The following is a 19,832-nucleotide window of genomic DNA, read 5'->3' as shown; positions in this document are numbered from 1 at the left end:
CCCTTGTTTAACACTAATTAATCAGAAAATTCTGTATTGAAAAGTAATCTTATGAAAACAATTTTATCTATCCTGTTTTTCGTGTATGGTCTAACCGGTTTTGGGCAGAATATTGCCAAAATTGACTATAAACTACTCAACCGGAATGACTCAACTTCAACGCTAAGCTTTGAAATTAATTTTGAAGTTCCAATGTCGGATCAACAAAACAATCCAAAACAGAAAACGGATAACTATCATTACATTGACACATTAAAAGCCGGTATTTATAATCAGTTGAAGGGTGAGATGACATTTTACCAGAAGATACCGGGATACATCTATGACATTATTGCTTACATAGAAAGTGATTCATTAAAGTCTAAGGCAATCTCAACGTATAAGCGGGAAACATACCTGGAAGAACTGATAACGATCTCAAGCAATCAATATCAAATTCAAAACGGGAAAAGTTCCAATACCGTTAAGCTCACCATTAGTTTCGTTTATTATAATGGTGTTCATCATGATATTACGCTGAATCCTGTTGAGTTTTATTATCATAGTAATCCGTTGCTTACCAATACGCTAAACATAAAACTTTAATTACAAACCCTAAATATAAACAATCATGAAAACAAAAGTATCAAAACGGGATGTTGTGTTTTTTCTGCTGGGCATCGTAAGTATGTTCCTGGTTGATTTAGTTATGGATTGGACTACCAATGCTACCGAATTTGAAAAAGGCATCAATAATGCCCGGCAACAAAGCCAAAGAGAAGTATTGAAATAATGCAGTGGCTACATCACGGCGTTCAATAATTATCTGTTACAAGTAACACGTCTACCCTACTACGGAACTACAATGCCAGGTTATTCAGGAAGCCGGGGCCGACCGGTACATTACCGGCTATGACTTCATCGTCTGTTAACCACTCCACCAGTTCTTCAATTTTATATCACTCTGCCGGATTGCGTTTTCGGCATGGCCATTTTAAGTTGTTTTTTAAAACCAAAGACAACCGGTCAGGGGCATGTTTATTTTTTGCCTCTCCCCTTTTGTCGTTCGTGTCCCTTTTTTTACGTAATTTAGTCTCACCAAAATTGAAAAGAACCTGTATCCTTTTGATACGCTCTGATATAACCTGGCATGCCAAATTGTTTGAAAACACCACCAAATATAAAGAAGATCATTATCGGTGTATTTAGTGGTTGTGCGGCATACAAATGAAAGGTAAGATAAATTATGGAACAGTTTATTTTTGATTCAAAAACAATAACTTACAGAAGTCAAGGGGATGGAGAATTAATAATTTTTCTACCAGGAAATACTGCTTCTTCAATTGTTTATCAACCTCAGATTGATTTCTTTTCAAAGTATTATTTAGCTGTTTCTGTTGATTTTTTAGGGACAGGTAAATCGGATAGAATTTCAGATATAAAAGAAAATTGGTGGAGATTTTCTGCAACACAAATAAATGCATTAATAGAACATTTAGGATACAACAAGGCAATAATAGTTGGTTCAAGTGGAGGTTCAATTGTCGCAATGTTTTTAGCTGCTGATTTTCCGGAAAAGGTCAGTCATCTTATCTTGGACAGTTTTAGTGTAGAATTCACGGCTGAAATGCTTGAAAACAACGTGATAAGAGAAAGAAGTAATCCAAACGATGCACAAAAACAATTTTGGACGTATTGTCATGGTAATGATTGGGAAAGCATCATAAAACTGGATACCGAAAACATTAAAAGAATCGTTGAAAATGGAGGTTACTGGTTAGAAGACGCTCCTCAAAGGGTAAAATGTCCAGTCCTTTTGTCAGGAAGCCGGGAGGATAGTTTTATTCCAAATATTGAACAGGATTTTAAACGGTTAACCAGTCAAATATCAGATTGCAGGTTTGTACTGTCTGACAAAGGAGGCCATCCGTTAATATGGACAAATACAGCTTTTTTTAATGCGGAGGTCTTAAATTTTTTGAATGCTACGGGGAGAAATTAATAGTACGACCGCACAACGTTTTATATAAGTAATGGCTGTCGATTCGTAAATATCAGGGTTTGTAGCCCGCTCAAACTGCATCGTAGTTTAACCTTACTCCGCCGCAGCCTCGGGAAGGTGCTACAGGAAACCATCAGGCACCCGACAGCTATCGGGTCTGCCAATATGCATAGAATTTACCGGTAGCATGCATACTCAGAGGGATATTGCACGTGAAAGAATAGATTAAAACAGAGAAGGTGTCGATAAAACTGCAGCAAGGATATATTGAATTTTTAAAACAAGGTGTAAAATCTGACTTTTGAACTCATGTTTAACTAAAATTTAGAAAAATGAAAAAGTCAGTTATTATGTTATTGCACATTGGATTTTGGTTAATGATTTGGTTTCTAATCTTCACAATTATGAACCTGATTCCGATGTTATTGCCTTCCGGAGATTTTAACCCACTCACTAACTGGGAGGCATATACAAGTGCTGCACTTACTGTTGGTATACTTTCGGTTCCATTTTATATTTTTTTCTTTTACACTAAGCTGATCATAAAAAATGTAAAATTCCTGGTCTATCCGCTTTTGTTAATCGCACCTTTTTTCATTGGACATGTAATTTGGGGAGAAAATAATTCTTACAAGTATATGGACGCCTTGATGACTTTAGTGGTTATACTGTTATTTGGTTTTTTGGGTGGCTTATTTCAGTTTTTCACAGATTGGTTCAAGAAAAACAGATTAAAAACAGAACTTGAACGTAAAAATTATGAGAGCAATTTCGCTTTGCTTCGTTCTCAAATCAATCCTCATTTCCTGTTCAATACATTGCATAATATAGACACTTTAATTTATGACAATCAGGACAAGGCTTCGAAATCGTTGGTGAAACTTTCTGACATTATGCGATACATGCTAAAAGATGCTAAATTGGATTTTGTTGAATTAGCTAAAGAAATTGAACATTTAGAAAGCTACTTATCTCTTGAAAAACTCAGACTTAAAAATGAAAAGTTTCTTGATTTTACGATAAAAGGTGATTCAAATGGAATAAAGGTTGCTCCAATGATTATGATTCCTTTTGTGGAGAATGCTTTTAAACATTGCATTGATTCGAACATTGAGAATGGTATAGTTATTAAGATTATAGTAGAAAACAAGAAATTAATCTTTGTTTGTAATAATCAATATGACAAAACCGAAAGAGATAAGGATAAAGTTCATGGAATAGGCTTAGAAACAGTAAAAAAACGATTAGATTTGATGTATAAGGATAAACACAAATTATCAATTAATCCGGAGGATTCAGTATTTAAGGTTAATCTGGAATTAGAGCTATATGAAAATTAATTGCATTGCCATAGAAGATGAGCCACTTGCCTTAAAAAAGATTAAGGAGTTTATTGAGCAGGTTGATTTCCTCAATTTACTGGAGGGATTTGACAACGCAATTGATGCAGTTGGATTTTTAAAGAGGAATTCCGTTGATTTGATATTCCTTGACATTCGGATGAAAAAATTATCCGGGATACAGTTTCTGGAATCATTGCAAATCAAACCAAAAGTAATCATTACTTCTGCATATGATGAATACGCACTAAAAGGATATGAATTAGATGTAGCTGACTATTTATTAAAACCGTTCACATTTGAACGATTTATAAAGTCAGTAGATAAAGTTTATAATCAGTTAAATACATCACAGAATGATAATTCCAATGAATATATTTTTGTGAAAACAGAATATCGTATTGAGAAAATTCTGATTAAAGATATTTTGTACATTCAAGGTATGAAAGACTATTTGCAGATTCATATAACTGACAGAAAGATTATGACTTTGCAAACATTCAAAAACGTATTAGAAATATTACCCCGGGCTGATTTTCAAAGAGTTCATAATTCATATATCGTTTCGATTTCAAAAATTGAGAATATTGAGAGAAATAGAATCCGAATCGGAAGCGATTTGATACCAATTTCTGATAGTTATAAAGTCAAATTTTACGGAATCCTGAAAGAGAGAAAAATATTGATCTAAACTGATGCTAATAAAGTACGCATACTAACACGCGGTCATAGTGCATACGTTTTAATTTTAACCTGCAATTTCACATTCCGTATGACGCCGTTGTACTGCATAAAGTGGGACGCTAAATTTTATTAAAATGATTCACAAAACCCATATAAAGTACTTATATTTGTACCTATATAAGAACTTCAAGATTTATCGATTATGATAGCAGCTAATTTTTCTGAATTTCGTTCTGAACTGAAACGTTTTCTGGATAGTGTTGAAGATGATAATGAAACTCTAATAATTAAGAGAAAAACGGGTAAAGGGGCAGTTATGATTTCCCTTGATGAATACAACTCAATCATGGAAACATTGCATTTGTTGAGTTCTAAAAAGAATTCTGACAGACTTTATGAATCCATAAAACAAATGAAAGAAGGGAAAACAATTAACCATAATATTGAGGACTAAACTATGGTCATTTCCTTCTCCGAAAATGCCTGGCAAGATTACCTCTATTGGCAAACTTTCGATAAGAAAATTCTTAAAAAAATCAATGCTCTTATCAAAGATATAAAAAGAAGTCCATTTGATGGGATAGGTAAACCTGAAGCTCTTAAGTATGATCTCTCAGGATTTTGGTCCAGACGGATTGACCATGAACATAGACTTGTCTATCAAGTTGTTAACGATGAAATATTAATCTATGCCTGTAGATTTCATTATGACTAACCTTGAATAAAGAATTACACAGTACAATGCACGGTCATAGTGCATCTTGTTTAATTTAATCTGCTAAACCCATTTATCGTATGCCGTCATTTTTCGGCTTGACAGTCTCCACTCCATGGGATCCCGATAGCAATCGGGACAACCACACGACACCACACCGCGGGAACGTTAGGGCTAATGGAAGAAAAACGGCACTATTCAAAGACAAACAAATAAGTTTTAACTTATTTGTTTAAAATATACTATTTTTGAAATATGAGAACATTGAATGAAATAGAGAAAGTATTGAGTAATCACAAAACCAGACTTCTTCGTGATTATCCAATTAAATCATTGGCAATATTTGGTTCTTACGCTAGAAAAGAACAAAATGATGACAGTGATTTAGATATTCTTGTCGAGTTCTCAGATCGCGTTGGAATCCGTTTTGTTGACTTAGCAGAAGACTTAGAAAAAATTGTTGGATTTAAAGTTGACTTGGTTTCTAAGAAAGGGATTAAAGAGAAATATTTAAGATCAATTGACTCAGATTTAATTTATGTCTAAACGTGACATTTATTTACTCCTGGATGATATGCTTCAGTCTTCAAAGAAGATTAAGAAGTATACAAATCATCTTAACTATGAAGACTTCATTTCAAGCGATATGACTATTGATGCAGTGGTTAGAAATTTTGAAATAATTGGAGAAGCTGCAAATCGTATTGATCAAGATTTTAGAGATAATAATCCTGAAGTTGAATGGAATAGAATTCGTGGATTTAGAAATAGAATTATCCATGAATATTTTGGAGTTGATTATGAGATTGTTTGGTCAATAATAGAATCTTACATGGATGAATTGATCGAGTGGCTTGAAGTGATTATTAGAAATAAATAAGAAGCCACACAGCCCTAACACACGGTCGTACTGCATGGAAGTACTTTTAAACAAAATGTATCAACGTTCGCTACCAGCTCTTTTCGTCCTGACAATTCCTATCCTACCTTGCTCCGCCGAAGCTTCGCAAGGCGAGGCGGATTGAAACTGCCGCGACACTATACCGCGGGACCGTACGCCCCAAAAGCGAACCGGCTCCCTTAGGAAAACCGGTTTGTCGGTAATCAAAATAACACGCCTACCCTACAACGGAAATACAATGCCAGGTTTTTCAGGAAGCCGGGACTGACCGGCCGGTGCAATAACGGCGATGACCACATCGTCTGTTACCCACTCCACCAGTTCTTCAAATTTCATATCGCACTAATGGATTGCATTTCCGGCATCACCATTAAAAGTTTTTTTCATATACCAAAGACAACCGGTCAGGGGCATGTTAAATTTTTGCCACTCCCCTTTGATCTTTTCTATTGCTGCATTATGTATTTTAGTCTCTCCAAATAAAAAAAAACCTGTATCCTTTTGATACGATCTGATATAACCCGAAATGCGAAGTTGTTATAAAACACGACTAAACATAAAGCACCGATAACCGTCGGCTATACCCCCCAAATCCCTACAATAAACCGAAGAATTGCAGGGATAAATATTGGTAATGAGCAAGACTGAAAAATAGGTGCTATCCAATTAATCAGACTAAAATAAATTCACTCCCATTTCAAAAAGAATCAGAAAAAGTTGATTTGTATGTTAGTTTGTATTTCAAATTTAATTAAGTTTGTAATGCAAACTAGTTTGATTTACAAATTTTTTTATCATGAATACAAATAAACATTCACCGGACTCATTAGATGAAGCTCAATCCCTTCTTGTAATTAAAGAAATGATACAGGTCTCAAAAAACAAATTCAAACGAGATGGAATATTATTCATTGTTTGGGGATGGATACTATTTTTAAATTATTTCTTTTTGAATTATTTGACACGTGTTTTGATAATACCTCATCAGCTGATGCAAATTGTTCATGTTTTAAGGATTCTATTGCCAGTATCCGGTATCGCATACAGTGCATATTACATTTTTCTACAGCGAAAGAAAGTTCAAACTTATATAGGAATATCCTTGAGGTATGTATGGGTCTCTCTTTTTCTAAGTATGGTATTAGTAAACCTCATCCAGTTTAATGTACTGAAAAGCATAAATTATGAACTACAACATCCTGTATTTATGGTATTTATTGCATTTGCGGTAACAATCACTGGAGGGATCCTACGTTATAGACTAATTGTTATAGGTGGGATCGTCTTTGCTGCTTTAGCTTATTTGGCGTCGTATTTCAAACTTCAGGAACAGTTATTGATTGAATCTATTGCATGGGTGATAGCCTTTATTATTCCGGGACACATTATATATGCTCAGCGTGAAAAACAGAAATTATGTTCAAAGATTTAGACCCACTTTTACATTCACAGGTCAGATTAGCGATTATGTCCATCTTGATAGGAGTAAAAAATGCTGATTTTAGTTATTTACTTGAAAATATTAATACCACAAAAGGAAATCTAAGCTTTCAAATGAGCAAGTTAAAAGAGGCTGGATATATTGAGGTGAAGAAATCATTTAAAGGAAATTATCCTTTGACTACCTGCGGGATTACCCAAAAGGGTGTTGATGCCTATGAGATTTACGTCAATTCAATTGATGAATATTTTAAACAATATAAACGTGATTAAAATAGCCAATAAAAAAACGAAAAATTTTGTTTCTCAAATACTACTCATTCTTTGTGTATTAAATTATAGTTTTAAACTATATGCACAGGAATTAAAAAATCAAAAAGAGTCCACACTTTCTGACAAAATTGCAAGCAATTATTCAGAATATGTTCCCGATAAAAATATCGGAAGCTCAATTTTGGTCGCTAAAGCAGGGGAAATCATATATCAAAATGCTTTTGGACTTGCCAATGTTGAATTTGAAGTTCCAATGCAAAACGATATAATACTTGGAATTGGTTCAATTACAAAACAGTTCACCGCCATTTCAATAATAAAATTAATAGAAGAAGGAAGGGTTTCTTTAGACGATAAAATTTCAAAATATATTAAAGACTATCCTCAAGGTGATAATATTACAATCGAAAATCTCCTACGACACACGTCCGGCATTATCAGTTTTGAAAAGTTACAGAAATTTAGTGGTAAAAATGGAAAGTATAAAGATTATACCCCAAACGAAGTAATTGAGGAAATAAAAAAAGCACCACTTGAATTTGAACCAGGCACACAATGGAGTTATAGCAACTCAGGGTATTTCATACTGGGCTATATTATTCAACAGGTAACACAAAAAACATATCAAAAATTTTTAGAAGAAAATATTTTTGAGCCCTTTGGTTTAAAGCACACATATTACGGTAGTAATGCTGAAATAATTAAGAAAAAAGCGACAGGCTATAAAATTGATAATAATACAATAATCTATGCGGATTACATTAGCATGTCTCTTGCATATTCTGTCGGTGCAATTTATTCAACAACCGCAGATTTACATAATTTTTATGCCAAACTATTTAATACTGAATTTATAAATCCTGAAACGTTGGAAATGATGTGTCAGCCAACTATATTAAAAACAGGTGAACCCTGTCAGTATGGACTGGGATTTTTCATTAACGAAATACAGGGTGCAAAAGCTGTAGGACATACCGGTGGGATAAATGGATACTCATCATCTATACAGTATATCCCAGGTGAAAAAATATTTGTTTGTGTTCTTTCAAATGTTGAAGGGACACATTCTGCTGTATTATCGAGGAATATTGCGGCAACAGTACTTGGTAAACCATTTGAAAAAATAAAAGCTATCAATGTGGAAAAGGTTGCTTTAGAAGAATATGAAGGGGTATATAAAAACGAAAAAACAGTACTTGAAATCGATGAAAATGAGGGAAAATTATTTGCAAAAACTGTTGGAAATACCTTTGAACTTGTTCCATATGCTATTGATAGTTTTTACATAAGTGGTTTGGATGTTTCCATTAGTTTCATGCGGAATAAAAAACTTGAAATTGAAAAAATGGTAGAATCAAAAATGGACGGTACATCAAAAATAATATTGGAAAAAAATGCTCCGATAGAAACAATGCCTGCTATTTCTGTTAAACCAGAAATATTGAAATTATATGAAGGCGATTATCAACTTAACCAACAAACCTTTATAACAATTACGACAAACTCCGGGAAACTTTTACTTCAGGTTACCGGACAAAATCAATATGAACTTATCCCAAAGACTGATGTCCTTTTCAAAGTAAATGGTGTTGATGCTGCTATAGAGTTTAAGGAAAATATTCATCAAAAAATTGATAAGCTAGTACTTTATCAATTCGGAAAACAAATTGAATGTAAGCGAGTTATTGAAAAATAAAATTAATTAGTAAAAATATATGCTCAAAAGATAAAATGGTGCATAAACAAAAAAAATGAAATTATTGAGATTTTTTCAGATACCGCCAGGTAAGTTGGAAAACCACAACCCTTTACATTGGATATAACTGTTTCGCCCCAAAAACAAACCGGCCTTTCCTAAGGAAAACCGGTTTGTCGTAAATCAAAATAACACGTCTACCCTACGACGGAAATACAATGCCAGGTTTTTCAGGAAGCCGGGACTGACCGGCCGGTGCAATACCGGCGATGACCACATCGTCTGTTACCCACTCCACCAGTTCTTCAAATTTCATATCGCGCTGCTGGGTGGCATTTCCGGCATTGCCATTTAAAGTTGCTTATAAATACCAAAAACAACCTTTACCGGGTATGTTTAATATTTGCCTCACCCTTTTGTCCTTTGTATCACTTTTTTATGTATTTTAGTCTCACCAAAATTGAAAAGAACCTGTATCCTTTTGATACGCTCTGATATAACCTGACATGCAAAATTTTTTGAAAATAATACTAAAAACAGATCAGATAACCGTCGGTTTTACACCCCAAATACATACAATAAGCCGAAGAATTGACGGTATATATGCTAGTTGGCAGCAATTTTGAAAAAATGGAAACTGAAGACACTATAAATTCTCCGAACAAAGACGAAATCAATTATAAGAAAATTGATTATCGAGAACGACACCGTTTCTGGGCAGGTCAAACATTATCTCAATTTGGAAATGCGAACAATTTCTTCATATTAATTGGCTTTGCTATTTTTGGATACCTTGTTAAGGAAATTGACTTATATTCCGAATTACATTTCACACTTGATTGGAGACAAATACAAATAAAACCAACGACTTTAGTAATCTCCTTAATCTTTGCATTTTTATCATTGTTTTCTGGGACTCTGACAATGTTGTCAAGACTTTACGACCTTAGATTAACAAGACACATTAATACTGTCAGGATTAAAGCATATTCTCTGAAACACAATTATGACGATGAACTACCTGACGATTACATTGACATCAAGAAAAAAATGAAATTTCCAAAATTCCATTTCAATTTACTTCTTACATTTTTAGTGACCATTACCAATGAAAACTATTTCTTAGACAACGTAGATATAGAAAACAAAGAAAAGAGGCATGAAAAATTCTTAAAATTAAGAGAAAGAGCGCTTATCCTTGGACGATTTTCATGGATATCTTTTAAATGGCAAATTATATGGATTTTATTAAGCATGATAACATTTATTATTTTTTGGAAATGAAAAAAACTGCTGCCAACAATGTGTAAATTTTATAGCGGGTTCGGTGGTGTGCGGGGTGCAGATTCTCGCATCAATTTCCGTCCTGCCGGACTGGAAATCACTCCGAGAATCCGCTACAAAAACTTACACCAACCGTTGTACGTCATGCAAAAAAACATTTCTGCTAAATTTAAACAGTAAATAAAGAACAAGAAAATTGAGTAATCGAGATACAATATTTATTGGACATGCCACACCTGAGGATAATGAGTTTACTTTATGGTTACAGTCGAAATTAATTGGCGAAGGTTATAAATGTGAATGTGATTTATCTTTTCTTATTGGTGGCGAAGCTGATTATTGGAAAAGTTTGCAAGATTTTCTTGAAAAACAAACAATTAAATACATACTTGTAGTTTCAGATATCACTTTTGAAAAAGCAGGAGTTTTAGATGAGTGGGAACAATGCAAGAGCATTGAGAAACAATTAAACCTAAAAGATTTTATTATTCCTGTCAAAATAGACAAAGCACCTTTCAATGCCAGAATAGGACTTAACCGAAGAAACATTGTAATTTTTGAAAATAATTGGGCAACAGGTTTAAAAAGACTTCTAAAAAAACTTGGGAACGATAATGTTCCTAAAAATAATGAAAGTGCAACGCCTCTATCTGACTGGTATGAAAATGTTTACACAAACTGGTCAGGTATTGATAAAAAATTAAATGACACTTTTTATTCTAACTGGATTAAAATCCCACGACTACCTTCGACAATTTATTTTTATAAATTCCAGAACGAAAAACAAGCTGCAGAGGTGTTGAAAAACAACATGGTTTATCCAGCTTACAGGCATGGAAATATAATTGTTTCATTTCAAAAAAGTCTTGATTATTATCTAACAGATAAAGGTTTTGAAGTAACTCCATCTGAAATAATCCAAAAGAACACAAGTGATGCGTTCGACTGGTACGAAGATGATGAATTTCCAACCTATCATGATTTTAGGAGATTACTTGTAAGACTTGTGAACACATGTTTTGACATGTATTTACAAAGCTTGGATTTACAAGAGTACGAATTATCAAATTCAAAATGCTATTATTTTGAGCATAAAGAAGAAGAAAGAGTTAAAGGCTCATTTAACGTTGGTGCAAATACACATAATATTGGCGTGACAGGCAAATATTATGAAGATTTCTGGCATTTTGCAATTAGCTTTAAAACATTACTTAGCCCCGAGTTTTGCATAAGTTTAAAAAATCATATCATTTTTACTTCAGATGGGGAAAAAGCATGGGATGATAATAAAAAAATGCACAGTGCAAGAAGAAGGAAAGGAAAAACCATGTATAATAAGGAATGGCGAAATAAGCTTTTAGCCTTCTTATCATCACTTTCAAATACTGATAATTCTAAAATGTCCGTAATTGTTGCAGAATCAGAAACAATTGAACTTTCAACAACTCCAATACTCTTCAACGCTAACTTTGGTTATGAAGAGCCAAATGATGAAAAAAGATTAATGCCAATTGATAGTTATCTTGATGAAGAAGAATATTATCAAGAATTAGATAATGCAACTGACGATGCCTAAACTTAGCCACATAAAAGAACCTTTTTTGTTGTTTAACTATAATCAAAAAGTAGTTGACCCTCGTGATGGTCTTTCTTTATTTGGACCGTTTAATAAAGACAAGATAAATAACTTTACGATTGGAATAATTGGTACTCCTATAGGCATTAAAAGAATGAGAACTTGGATTGGTAAATTCATGAAACCAATCTTTCCTTTAAAGAAAGATGTTTCAAAACCAATTTATCCTGGTTTTGAGTCAATTTTTGGAATTACTATAAATCTAAATTCAACCATAGAATTAGAAGTTGAAGAAGAAAAGTTAAAGCTTTTTTATAGGTATTCAGACAAACATGTTAGAGTCGCAAACATGGTTGATTTATATGTAAATAGTTTAGTCGATTATAGGCATGATGATGATAGACCGCCTGTAAACCTCTGGTTTGTAGTCATCCCTGATGACGTTTATTTATATGGGCGTATAAAATCAAAGTCAGCTGCTGATACAATTAAAATTGGGATAAAAGACAAGTATGCACAAAAAAATAAAGGTTTATTTGATGACATTGACCCTGACTATGTGAAATTAAAAGAATGCTATGATTACGAAAATCATTTTCATAATCAATTGAAATTAAAATTGCTAAAACACGAAATTCTAACACAAATAATAAGAGAGTCAACAATTGCTTATAATGAGTATCCCTACTTAAACAAAAATGGAAAGCCCAAAAGAGATTTATCTACAATGGAGACAGATATTGCATGGAATATTGCAACATCGGTTTACTATAAAGTTGGTGGTTTGCCTTGGAAATTGGGAAGTATAAGAAAAAATGTCTGTTATATTGGTTTAGTGTTCAAAATTGATGAAAGGCAAATAAATAGTAAATATGCGTGCTGCGCTGCTCAAATGTTTTTAGATAGTGGAGATGGAATGGTTTTTAAAGGAGCAGTCGGACCATGGTATAATGAAGACACAAAAGAATATCATCTAACAAAGGATGCTGCTTTTGACCTTTTAACCAAAGCATTAAAAGCATTTACCAATTCGAATGACAAGAATTTGCCAAAAGAAATTTTTATTCATGGGAAGACTCAATTTGACAATGAAGAATGGGATGGATTTTGTGAGGCAGTTGATAATCATAATATTTCGCTTGTTGGTGTAACAATAAAAGATGAAAAAGTATTTAAGCTTTATCGTGATAAAAATTTCCCAATCTTACGAGGAAGTTTTTATGTGAAAAATAGAAATAATGCATATTTATGGACAAAAGGTTTTATTCCGAGAATACAACAACCTTTAGGTATGGAAACTCCAAATCCTTTGACTATTAAATTAGTTCGAGGAAAAGGAAATATTAAAATTGAAACTGTTTGTTCTGATATTTTGGCATTAACTAAGTTAAATTACAATACTTGTAAATATGGTGATGGATTACCAGTTACATTAAAATTTGCAAATGTGATTGGAGAAATCCTTACAGCTGGAAAAATTGATGATTTAAGACCAGCATTGCCTTTTAGATATTATATTTAATTGAAAATAAAGCACGAACGCACAACATTTTGTAAAAGTAATGGCAGGCAATGTCTTAAATATCAAGGTTTTTAGCCCGCTTCAACTTTCTTGCAGTTTGACAGGAAAGTAGCCCGCAATCGGTTACACCATATACAGGTGATCGTTAGCAGGCATAAAATCAAAAACATATGAGATATTTTTTACTGGTTATATTCCTTGTCATTCACCTTTCCGGCTTCCCGCAAAGCAATTACGATGCATATTTTAAAGAGACCGTATCAATCATTGAAAAGAATTATATCGGATATCACTATATAAGCAATGGAAAGCTGGATTACTACACCTATTTCAAAACAAACCTGTTAAACACCTATCTGAATTCGATCTCTGATTTAGCACAAAACATTCAGCTTTACATGGATTTTTTTGAAGACAGACACCTGTATCTGACGATCTCCGATTTTTACAAAAACGCTCCCATAGCAACTGACACGTTTAAATGCGCATCCATTGATACCCATACCTACTATCTGAAGATTCCGGATTTCGATAACCAGGCAGCATTAGACAGCCTCTTAAACTGTGCCATAGAAAGGGATTCTATGTTACTTTTTGAAAACCTTGTCATTGACCTGAGAAGAAATGGCGGGGGTAAAAATTTATTTTACAGACGTCTGCTCCCGTTAATTGCTACAAATGATATGTATACGCGCAGGTATGAATTATTGGCAACAAAAGAAAACTGGGCGTCTCATCAAACACGGAATAAAATGGGAACCCTTACTGAAAAGGAAGAAAACAAAATTATAGATGCACCCTGGCAAAAAAGCCATCATAACTTCATTACTGAATATAGCGCATCGGGGGTTAACCCGTATCCCAAAAGAGTAGCTGTTCTTGTTGACAGAAATACAGGCAGTTCTGCGGAAAAATTTGTTCTGTGTGCTAAACAAAGTTTTAAAGTTAAAATCTTTGGAGAAAATACAGCCGGAGCCGTTGATTTTGGAGATGTCTGTGTGAATGAAATCATTAAAGACTCACTCTATATTGTTTATCCAACAACTAATGTGTATGATTTCAAAATAAATGGTGTTGATTCACGAGGGATTGCACCTGATTTTTATCTGCAACCAGAAAACCAGATTGAACAAATACTGAACTATTTCGAATATTGGAATTGAAAAACTTACCCATGCGAACACGAAATAAACCGCAGAAAAACGACGGGTATGCTTAACATAAATACGCCTTAAATTTCAGGCGTTTCCCCGGGCTATTAAACTTGCCAGCCCCTTTGTAACCGCCTTTTGTTTTTTACTGCCGTTTACAATTCAGAATCCAATCCCTCCACAACATTAAACAATACGCACGTTTACAGCGTTAGTATTGTACCAGCCCAACCCCGGGTAAATCTGCTCCACTTGTCACACGTATAAAAAACTCCCGGTCTGCTGCCGGTCCGTTGCAGGAATCTGTGATGCAGGCCATTGAATAACACGAATAACCTTTAAAATGATATACAGATGAAACAGGTAGTGCTTTTAATGCTCGTGATCAGTTTATTTTCGTGTCAGATGAAACCAAAAGAAGCAGAAACACAGGCGTCACCCAAACCGGATGTTCAGGCCGAACTGGCTTCCATTGAACAGACCAGGGCCGCCTTTCAGCTGGCCATTAAAGAGGGCCGGTACGGCGATTTACGCAAGTATGCCACACCGGATGTAAAGTCGCTTACCCCCGATTGCGGCGACTGGGGAATCTATAAGACACAGCGGGCCAATCCACAGGGTAAATTTCATTACGACAGCCTGGTGATGCGGCCCACCGAAACGGTGCTGGTGAGCGACAGTGTGGCCTACGATTTTGGCATGAGCTCCACCTACTACACCAACGCAAAGGGAGAATCCGTAGAGTTAAAGGCCACCTTCCTGGCCGTGCTTAAAAAGGACAAGCGGGATGGCGTATGGAAGCTTCACCGCGAAGTTGCCAACACCCGGAGCCTGGAGTAACGCTTTCGGTCCGGAACAGGCAAACATATAAAAACATATACCATGAGAAAACTGATTTCTTTTATGCACATCTCTCTGGATGGCTTTGTTGCAGGACCTAAGGGTGAGATGGACTGGATTACAGTGGATGAAGAAATATTTGATTTTGTCGGTAAGCGGATAAGTAAAACCAATACGGCCCTTTACGGGCGGGCCACCTACCGGATGATGGAAGATTACTGGCCCACGGCAGCCGATCAGCCCAATGCCAGCCGGCACGACATTGAACATTCGGCCTGGTACAAAACCGTACACAAGGTGGTGCTGTCCAACACACTGTCCGGTTCAGCACTTCCCGGCACAACGGTAATCAGCGACAACCTTGAGGAGCAGATTACAGCTTTGAAACAGTCCGGTCCGGATTCGGGAGATGGTAGCGAGATCCTGATCTTCGGAAGTCCGTCAGCCACGCATGCGCTGATGCAACTGGGCTTAATTGACGGCTTCTGGTTGTTTGTCAACCCAATTATCCTGGGCAGGGGCATTCCCCTGTTTGCAGATATCAAAGCGAAAATAATGCTGAATCTGGTGAGTACGCAGCGATTTACCAATGGGGTGACGGAACTGAATTATACAGTGGCAAAGTCATAGTACCTCCGCCTGTTTTCGGACACATACCTTAAGGGATAGGGTTTTAAAAGCACTGCCTGTACAACCCACATAGGATCTATCGTTAAAAACGGGAAAGGATGCCAATGCACGGACAATAAATAATCATTTATCCGTGTACAAAATTCCGGCACCTGTATTCACATTAAATTTGTTATTCCAGAAGGACCTTCTTACTGATGATGCCGTCTTTATGTGATAACCTCAGAATATACACCCCGTTTTGCAGATGTTGAACGTTTCTGGTGAACTGAAATCCGGAAGCAGGTAGGCTGAGTTTTTCCCTTAAAACCGTTTGTCCTGTGGCATTTATCAGTTCTACCTTTACCGCACCCGAATAGTTACGTAATGCAAATTGCAGATTTCCCCTTACCGGATTGGGATAAACCACCAAATTACCATCAGTTGTTTTCTCTTCCAGTAAATTGTAAATACGATCACCATTATAGATAAATTCCTGTTTTAACCAGTTTACATACCCGTCTGACAGGGCATCATACTGCTGATAGGTTAAGGAAAGATTCCGCAGCATAGTTGTCTGTTTTTCAATGACGGATGCAGACTCCGGTATATTAACTTCCACATCTTTAATTTCGGACAGATCGAAACCTGAGTCAGTTTGATCGTCATAGCGAATATGCATGCTTTTAAGCAGTGCTTTCGCATCATTTACAAAACCAACAGCCTCTTCCTCGCTGACACCGTTACCTGAATACAACATAATACCACCTATTTCAATCAATTGCTCAAGCTCCATATACGCATCCGGATCGTTATAATTGAGCTGATTCTTTGCAATAAGTTGCAGTTGTCTGTGGATTGCTGTGAATTCATCAAATGCAGACCCCTTCTCTTCTATCGATATAGCAAAACCATCGGAATTTATCTCATTCCTTATTTCGATAAATGCATGATAATATTCATTCTCCGGATCCCACTTTTGAACTGAACAATTTTGGCCTATAATTTTACGTGGCCACTCCGGTAAAAAAGAAACAGGCTTAATTTTATTCATCGCTTCTTTTATCTCCTCAACAGATACCTCAAGCAACACCTGGCTTTTAGGCGCCAACATATCCGGGTTATTTTCACTAATGACTGAACCGGTAAAATTATTGATAAGATAAACAGGCACCCATTCCCCCGGGAACTTATTCCAGTACTCCCCTTCCACCGCTTGTAACTGATCGCCATCGTAGCTGTAAGTAAAGCGAAAATACGTTGTAAAACCATAGGTACAGCAATCAACCAGGTTCCAGTTGAACTGTGTTTCAGAAACTAACCTTCCCTGCTCATCATACGTATAAACAATAGAGTCATTGTCTTCAAGAGGGTTCGGTCCCTTATGCAGAAACAGGGTTATGTTATCCTGGTCATCAAATTTACGCAGCGTACTCCGCATTAACGTTTCATCCAGGTTGAGGTCCCATTTCACATATTCCAGTTGTTTCTTTATGATCCTGGTATCATTTAAATATGAAATTTCATGCCGCCGTTTCATAAACCGGTAGTCTTCGCCATACTCATTGGTCCAGGTTTCCACATGTTTTATCCGTCCCAGTTCATCGTAGCTGTACAGCGTTTCTTCATCATGTTGTTTCTCGCCCAGATCGTTAAATAATTCGGTCTTTACACTTCTTCCGGTATCCATAAATGTAAATACTGAGGCCCGTTTTATGACCCAGTTTTCCTGATCGGTATTCCATCGGTATACATTCCTTTGTGAAAGATCCTGAATGCGGCTTTCATCATTTGCAATTAACGGCGGTTTAAGAAACAATAAAAGGGTAAAAATGAACAGCAACAGGATTCTTGTGTAAGATAAGCTCATAACATTTCTTTTTTATTTAAGATGATACAGTTGCAGATACGACCAATCCCAGCGTTTGGTCCTGAAAGAACCTGGATACCTGATCCGGTATTCATTTATGTCAATTCAATGGAGAGTAAGGGAATAAACACGGGTACGTTTAAAACCGCAGATTTGCTATGCGGCAAAGTCTGTATAAGGAAAATTGTTGAACTATAAAATTAGGACATTTCCTTATTAATATCAAGTATAAATAAAACAGAGCGTACGAGGCTTATCACGCCTGAAATATCACCAGTATATCATCTTGTGTCTGCGAAATACCCATTTCCATCTTTTATCCGGGATCTCCAACGATGATGAAGACCGGTAATTGCCTGCTGTAATTTAAATGCCTGTTTCATGGCTGCTGTTTTTTAATTACTTTAGTAGCACAAGATTGCACGACTCCGGATATCCCGGTTAGTGGTTCTTCATCAAACAGGCTCTAACCAATGAAACATTTTATTCGATCCGTAGCAGCGCTGTTTTTCCTGTTCATAGTTCAGGGCATAGCGGCACAGGTTAACCCGGAAGAGCTTAATAAAGCTACCGATGATTTATATTCGGTATTCGATTCCGGGAACAGGCCGGGGTGTGCCATAGCGGTCATTAAAGATGGCCAAAAGGTCTATCAGAATTGTTTCGGATTGGCTGATCTTGAACATGGCATCAGCATTTCGGACTCTACGGCATTCTTTTTAGCTTCGGTATCAAAGCAGTTTACAGGGTATGCCATTGCCGGAATGATCCGGAAAGGAACCCTTGACTATAATGCCCCGGTAAGTCGCTATCTGCCTGAAGAAAATGCCCTTTGGGATAGTGTTAGGGTGAAAGACCTTATCCATCATACCTCAGGGATTTGGGACTGGCCGTACCTGTTTCTGGCAGCGGGTCACAGTCTCGATGACGTGTTAACCGGTTCCGGAATTTTTCAGATCATCAGGAGTCAGCCAACACTAAGCTTTCCGGCAGGAAGCCGGTTTCAGTATACCTCCTCGAATTACGTGCTGTTGGGTGAAATTATCAGGAGAACGACGGATATGGATTACTACGATCGGATGCACACCACTGTCCTTGATCCGGCAGGCATGACCCACACGTTTTTTCAGAAGGATCACGGCGATATCATCAGAAACCGGGCAGATGGATACCTGTACAAGCAGGGAAAATACGAAAGAACGGCCAACAACCTGAGCCCCGTCGGATCGGGATTTATGTATTCTACCATTGAGGATATGGCAAAATGGATGCAGTATCTGTTAGGCGGAAATTCATCGTTTCTGCCATACCTGCTGCAAACCGGAAAACTGAACAACGGGAATGCTGTTCCGTATGCCTTCGGACTGATGAAAAGAGGGAATGATCTGTACTGGCACGACGGGTATTTTCAGGGATTCCGGGTGGTCACCATAATGAACCCCGATGCAGATTTTGCCCTGGTCCTGTTAAGCAATTCCGGCTCGGATAACATCGTACGGTCTGCATTCACGGTTGCCCGCATGTATCTGTCTGACACCGTCCCGCACAATGAGCTTGATGCCTTTAAAGCTAAATTCCGCAATGAACCTCAACCGGTAGCAAAACCTGAAAAAGAACCAGTGCAGGCACTGGATTTAACGGCATATGAAGGCATTTACCTTAACAAGGACTTGCTGATATGCTACAAAATATGCCGGAAAGGTGATGCCCTGTTTGCGGTGAACTCTACGGAACAAATACTGCTGAGCCCGAATACGGAAAGCCACGATTCATTCCGTTCAGCTAAACCGTTACTTGGCCGTTTTGACTTTGAAAAAGATGATAACGGGATCGTAACCGGGTTCTGCCTAAAGCAAAAAAGGAATACTAGCTTAACATTTATCCGGGTCGGTTCGAATCAACAAGAGTTACAACCGTTGCCAAAGTTTAGGGAAATAATTAACTGGTGAT

The 19,832-nt window shown here is 36.4% G+C and carries 20 protein-coding genes; 19 read left to right on the top strand and 1 reads right to left on the bottom strand.

What is annotated here, in order from left to right:
* The first annotated feature begins 51 nt into the window (after positions 1-51).
* The 18 genes from ACE1EF_RS09235 (at position 52) to ACE1EF_RS09150 (ending at position 16,033) form a co-directional block, all read left to right on the top strand.
* Positions 52-585 (top strand): hypothetical protein, encoded by a 534-nt coding sequence (locus tag ACE1EF_RS09235; RefSeq protein WP_375720366.1) that lies wholly within the window; start codon positions 52-54, stop codon positions 583-585.
* A gap of 25 nt (positions 586-610) precedes the next feature.
* On the top strand, positions 611-772 hold the full coding sequence (locus ACE1EF_RS09230; RefSeq protein WP_375720365.1) for a hypothetical protein: 162 nt from the start codon (positions 611-613) through the stop codon (positions 770-772).
* A gap of 453 nt (positions 773-1,225) precedes the next feature.
* On the top strand, positions 1,226-1,981 hold the full coding sequence (locus tag ACE1EF_RS09225; protein ID WP_375720364.1) for an alpha/beta fold hydrolase: 756 nt from the start codon (positions 1,226-1,228) through the stop codon (positions 1,979-1,981).
* A 332-nt stretch (positions 1,982-2,313) separates the two neighbouring features.
* Positions 2,314-3,321, top strand: a complete 1,008-nt coding sequence (locus ACE1EF_RS09220) for a sensor histidine kinase (protein WP_375720363.1) — start codon at positions 2,314-2,316, stop codon at positions 3,319-3,321.
* Positions 3,311-4,012 carry a LytR/AlgR family response regulator transcription factor gene (locus ACE1EF_RS09215; protein WP_375720362.1) on the top strand — a complete coding sequence of 234 codons (702 nt, stop codon included), beginning with the start codon at positions 3,311-3,313 and terminating at the stop codon, positions 4,010-4,012. Before ACE1EF_RS09220 ends, ACE1EF_RS09215 begins: the two co-directional genes overlap by 11 nt.
* A gap of 195 nt (positions 4,013-4,207) precedes the next feature.
* A complete protein-coding gene (locus ACE1EF_RS09210; protein WP_375720361.1) occupies positions 4,208-4,459 on the top strand; it encodes a type II toxin-antitoxin system Phd/YefM family antitoxin in 252 nt (83 codons plus the stop codon).
* Positions 4,460-4,462: 3 nt separating this feature from the next.
* The gene (locus ACE1EF_RS09205; protein ID WP_375720360.1) at positions 4,463-4,720 is read left to right on the top strand and encodes a Txe/YoeB family addiction module toxin; all 258 of its coding nucleotides are present in this window, start codon (positions 4,463-4,465) and stop codon (positions 4,718-4,720) included.
* Positions 4,721-4,975: 255 nt separating this feature from the next.
* Positions 4,976-5,266: a nucleotidyltransferase family protein gene (locus ACE1EF_RS09200; protein ID WP_375720359.1), complete on the top strand. Its 291-nt coding sequence runs from the start codon at positions 4,976-4,978 to the stop codon at positions 5,264-5,266.
* On the top strand, positions 5,259-5,600 hold the full coding sequence (locus ACE1EF_RS09195; protein WP_375720358.1) for a HepT-like ribonuclease domain-containing protein: 342 nt from the start codon (positions 5,259-5,261) through the stop codon (positions 5,598-5,600). The genes ACE1EF_RS09200 and ACE1EF_RS09195 overlap by 8 nt, the downstream gene beginning before the upstream one ends.
* Positions 5,601-6,417: 817 nt before the next feature.
* The gene (locus ACE1EF_RS09190) at positions 6,418-7,053 is read left to right on the top strand and encodes a hypothetical protein (protein ID WP_375720357.1); all 636 of its coding nucleotides are present in this window, start codon (positions 6,418-6,420) and stop codon (positions 7,051-7,053) included.
* Positions 7,038-7,334 carry a winged helix-turn-helix domain-containing protein gene (locus ACE1EF_RS09185; protein ID WP_375720356.1) on the top strand — a complete coding sequence of 99 codons (297 nt, stop codon included), beginning with the start codon at positions 7,038-7,040 and terminating at the stop codon, positions 7,332-7,334. Before ACE1EF_RS09190 ends, ACE1EF_RS09185 begins: the two co-directional genes overlap by 16 nt.
* On the top strand, positions 7,327-9,030 hold the full coding sequence (locus tag ACE1EF_RS09180; protein ID WP_375720355.1) for a serine hydrolase domain-containing protein: 1,704 nt from the start codon (positions 7,327-7,329) through the stop codon (positions 9,028-9,030). Before ACE1EF_RS09185 ends, ACE1EF_RS09180 begins: the two co-directional genes overlap by 8 nt.
* A 630-nt stretch (positions 9,031-9,660) precedes the next feature.
* Positions 9,661-10,314: a hypothetical protein gene (locus ACE1EF_RS09175; RefSeq protein WP_375720354.1), complete on the top strand. Its 654-nt coding sequence runs from the start codon at positions 9,661-9,663 to the stop codon at positions 10,312-10,314.
* Between the two features lie 196 nt (positions 10,315-10,510).
* Positions 10,511-11,890 carry a TIR domain-containing protein gene (locus ACE1EF_RS09170; protein WP_375720353.1) on the top strand — a complete coding sequence of 460 codons (1,380 nt, stop codon included), beginning with the start codon at positions 10,511-10,513 and terminating at the stop codon, positions 11,888-11,890.
* Positions 11,883-13,412, top strand: coding sequence for an argonaute/piwi family protein (locus ACE1EF_RS09165; protein ID WP_375720352.1), 1,530 nt, complete (start codon positions 11,883-11,885; stop codon positions 13,410-13,412). Before ACE1EF_RS09170 ends, ACE1EF_RS09165 begins: the two co-directional genes overlap by 8 nt.
* A 170-nt stretch (positions 13,413-13,582) precedes the next feature.
* Positions 13,583-14,575 (top strand): S41 family peptidase, encoded by a 993-nt coding sequence (locus ACE1EF_RS09160; protein ID WP_375720351.1) that lies wholly within the window; start codon positions 13,583-13,585, stop codon positions 14,573-14,575.
* A 342-nt stretch (positions 14,576-14,917) separates the two neighbouring features.
* A complete protein-coding gene (locus ACE1EF_RS09155) occupies positions 14,918-15,403 on the top strand; it encodes a DUF4440 domain-containing protein (protein ID WP_375720350.1) in 486 nt (161 codons plus the stop codon).
* Between the two features lie 42 nt (positions 15,404-15,445).
* Positions 15,446-16,033 carry a dihydrofolate reductase family protein gene (locus tag ACE1EF_RS09150; RefSeq protein ID WP_375720349.1) on the top strand — a complete coding sequence of 196 codons (588 nt, stop codon included), beginning with the start codon at positions 15,446-15,448 and terminating at the stop codon, positions 16,031-16,033.
* Positions 16,034-16,205: 172 nt separating this feature from the next.
* Here ACE1EF_RS09150 and ACE1EF_RS09145 read toward each other — a convergent pair whose 3' ends face one another.
* Positions 16,206-17,882 (bottom strand): T9SS type A sorting domain-containing protein, encoded by a 1,677-nt coding sequence (locus ACE1EF_RS09145; RefSeq protein WP_375720348.1) that lies wholly within the window; start codon positions 17,880-17,882, stop codon positions 16,206-16,208.
* A 473-nt stretch (positions 17,883-18,355) separates the two neighbouring features.
* Between ACE1EF_RS09145 and ACE1EF_RS09140 the strand changes: the two genes are divergently transcribed.
* On the top strand, positions 18,356-19,831 hold the full coding sequence (locus ACE1EF_RS09140) for a serine hydrolase domain-containing protein (protein ID WP_375720347.1): 1,476 nt from the start codon (positions 18,356-18,358) through the stop codon (positions 19,829-19,831).
* The last annotated feature ends 1 nt before the right edge of the window (position 19,832 follow it).

It is taken from the genome of Quyinboa sediminis (assembly GCF_042219855.1).
Lineage (GTDB): Bacteria > Bacteroidota > Bacteroidia > Bacteroidales > UBA5342 > JBHJHP01.
This window is presented reverse-complemented; position numbering and strand designations above follow the sequence as displayed.